General features: G+C 41.7%; 3 protein-coding genes and 1 pseudogene. All 4 read left to right on the plus strand.

The genetic code is table 11. The features are described 5' to 3' along the window. A partial coding sequence (locus tag HYU69_07285) for a SprB repeat-containing protein (GenBank protein MBI2270147.1) occupies positions 1 to 1,330 on the plus strand: 1,330 nt, incomplete at its 5' end. Then, positions 1,239 to 1,502: pseudogene (locus HYU69_07290) on the plus strand (SprB repeat-containing protein). The gene HYU69_07285 and the pseudogene HYU69_07290, both read left to right, overlap by 92 nt. A gap of 111 nt (positions 1,503 to 1,613) precedes the next feature. Next, a complete protein-coding gene (locus HYU69_07295; GenBank protein MBI2270148.1) occupies positions 1,614 to 2,936 on the plus strand; it encodes a hypothetical protein in 1,323 nt (440 codons plus the stop codon). A 161-nt stretch (positions 2,937 to 3,097) separates the two neighbouring features. Continuing rightward, the coding region (locus HYU69_07300; protein MBI2270149.1) for a hypothetical protein at positions 3,098 to 3,615 on the plus strand (518 nt) is incomplete at its 3' end.

A 3,615-nucleotide genomic window follows, 5' to 3' on the forward strand; every position in this document is an offset into this window, starting at 1 on the left:
CCTCAGAGTAGATGTTACCGGAAATATTTATGTTACAGGTGTAACAGATGCTTCTGACTTTCCTACTCAGTCCTGGGGTAGCGCCTATTTTAGCGGTTACAAAGGTGCGTCAGATGCATTTATACTCCGGTTTTCAAATACAGGCATGAGGCAATGGGCTACTTATTATGGAGGGAATCAATTGGAAGATGGAGGACAAGGACCTACTTCTGGGGATAATCTTGAAATAGATAATTGTGGTAATATATATATTAGTTTTGATACGTATTCAAGCAATATACCAACTCTTAACCCCGGATGTGCATCCTATTTTGACGGAAGCTTTGGAGGAGGAACCGGTTCAGATCAATTTCTTGTTGAATTTAATAATACCGGCACTTTATTATGGGCCACTTATATAGGTGGAAGCAACAATGATTTCAGGAGTCCATTGGCTATTGACAAAAATAACAATGTTTTTTTTGGAGGAGAGTGGACCAATTATGCTTCCGGAGCAGGTTTACCAACTATGAATCCGGCAGGTGGGGCATATTTTGATAATACACCAAATGGTAACGACGATAGTTTTATTATGAAGTTTGTTCCTGTTTCGCCCACATATACAAAAGTGCAAGTAAATCAAAGCGGCTGCAGTTGCAATGGCACAGCTACGGTAACTGTTAATTGCGGTACAGCCCCCTATAATTACGTTTGGAATAATGGCTCCCAAACATTAAATACTGTTGCCGCTACCAATACAATTACCGGTTTATGCGCGGGCAATTATAATGTTATAGTAACCGATGCCGCGTGTATCCAGGTGCCCGATACTGTTTATTTTACCATTAGCGGAAGCGGCGGTTTAACTTTAACACCTAATCAAATTAATGCGGGTTGCGTTAATCCGGGTAGCGCTACTGTAACCGCTTCGGGCGGCACCGGACCATATACCTATAGTTGGAGCCCAGCAGGACAAACATCACAAACTGCCACAGGTCTTTCCGCAGGTAATTATACTGTTACTGTTACGGATAATACAGGCTGCATATCGAACAAATTATATACCATTGTAAAAGATACAGGTAACGTAAGTATTGGTATCAGCCCAACCGATGCAGGTTGTAGTGCAGGTAGTAAAACCGGAAATGCTACAGTGAATATAATAAGTGGCACCAGCCCATATATTTATAGCTGGAGCAACGGACAAACAACACAAACGGCCACCGGGTTAAATGCAAGTGTATACACAGTAACCGTAACTGATAATACAGGATGCACCTCCATACGAACGACAAACAACACAAACGGCCACCGGGTTAAATGCAAGTGTATACACAGTAACCGTAACTGATAATACAGGATGCACCTCCATACGAACGATAGAGATAATCAACAATACAGGCAACGTAAGCATAAATACAACGCTGCAAAATGTACTGTGCCCGGGAGATAATACCGGTAGTTCCATAGCCACTGCAATAGGGGGTATTGGCCCATATATTTATAGCTGGAGTAATGGGCAAAACGGCCCCAATGCTACCGGCTTAAAAGCTGGAAACTATGCAATAACAGCAACTGATGCCAATGGATGTTTAGGCGCTGTACCAATAGCAATAACAGAACCCGGGTTTTCTGTGCTTGCAATTCAAAATCAAACATCTACATGTGGGGGAACAACAGGTAAAGCAACCGCATTGGTTCAGCCATTTCCTCCGGCCCCCAGTACAGGCCCTTACACCTATGGCTGGAGTAACGGACAAACAACTGTGGCCGCTACAGGGCTTTCGGCGGGAGCATATAAAGTTACAGTCACAAATGCCAGTGGGTGTACTTCAACCGCAGTAGCCATTATCGGGAATTCCAATGGCCCCAATTTGTCAGTTACAAACAATTGCAGCAGTTCAAAAGTAACTGCATTTGGAGGAACATTACCATATACTTATTTATGGAGCAACGGGCAAACAACACAAACTGCTACAAATATAAAGGCCGGTGATTATGTAATTGTAACCGATGCCAGTGGTTGTTACAATATAATAGCCCCTGTACTAAACCCAATAACAGTAACAGTAACCAGCACCGCAGCATCATGTGGCGGAAACAATGGCAGTACAGCAGCTGGGGCAAGCGGTATAAATAGCTGGCCATACGCCTATTTGTGGAATAATGCTCAAACAACACAAATAGCCACTAATCTTGCTGCGGGAACATATACAGTAACTGTCACAGGAAGCAATGGCTGTACACAAACAGAAACTGTTACTCTAACATCTGATAACTGTGAAGGTCCTACCATTACTGCAACAGGAAATTCAGCCTGCCCGGGCACTTGCGTCACAGTAACTTCAAATGGTGCTGGTGGCACTTCCCCATATACTTACTCCTGGAGTAACGGCGCAACCTCGCAAAACATAGGTGTGTGCCCTGTATCAAATACAACTTACACAGTAAAAGTAACCGATTCCGGGGGTAGCACAGCTACCTCAATGGCAGTAGTTACAATTAACCCTGCTGTTTCTGTTTCAACAAATACAATCAACATTACCTGTAATGGCGGCAATAATGGAAATTCAATTGCTAGTCCGGGTAGCGGAACTTCCCCTTTTACTTTTAATTGGAGTAATGGCCAAATCACTCAAACAGCTACAGGCCTTTCAGCAGGCAATTACACAATAACAATTACCGATTCAAAAGGCTGCACCGCTACCGCAAGCGCCGCAGTAATTTCACCTCCTGCTTTAACCGGACAATTCACCAAAGGAACAGCCAATTGTGCAGGTTGTGGCTGCAAAGAATGGATACATGTAAATGGAGTTGGCGGGACGAACCCATACAGCTATTTATGGCCCGATGGTTATGTTAACAGGTATAAAAATCAACTTTGTCCGGGCACTTACACAATAAATATTAAGGATAAAAACGGGTGCAGTATAAATGTTAATCTTACTGCGCCGTGAGTGTGCCGCGAATCGTTACTGTTTGTAGAGTGAAAGAAAAACAATAATTATATTGCATATGCTTGCTTGTTATCAAGTTGTTAGATGCCAATTGTTAATTCACCAAAGTAGTATTATTAATAACCTGATTGTTGGAATACATTTATGACACATTAATCCTTATGAAAAACGATATCAAAACCAAAGCAAATTACATGTGCTTATTTTTACTTATTATTTGCTCAATTTTTTTTATTACAACTTCTGACGCTAAAGGAAATGAAGAACAGGTGCGGCAATGGATGCAGAACCAGCCTGTAAAATTTCTGGAGAACAAAGGACAAATGGCTGATATGAATGGCGACCCTATTCCATTTGTGCTCTTTAAAGCCGAAGCTCCGGGTTTAGATATGTATGTTACTGAAAAAGGATTAACATATGTTTTTATTAAAAATAAGGAAGAAAGCGAAAAGGATGAAAGAGAAGAAGGTGCAAACGTACTACCCGACAGGGAAAATAATGAAAGTGCAGAAGTAGAGTGGAACCGCGTTGACATGACTTTAAAAGGCGCGTCAATCAAAAAAGAGAATATCATGAAAGAGGGCATGTCGGGTTGGGTTAAGAATTATTACCTCAGTAATTGCACTGATGGCATACGTGATGTGCATGCGTATGAAAAAATTACAATAAAAAATATTTA

It is taken from the genome of Bacteroidota bacterium (assembly GCA_016183775.1).
Lineage (GTDB): Bacteria > Bacteroidota > Bacteroidia > JABDFU01 > JABDFU01 > JABDFU01.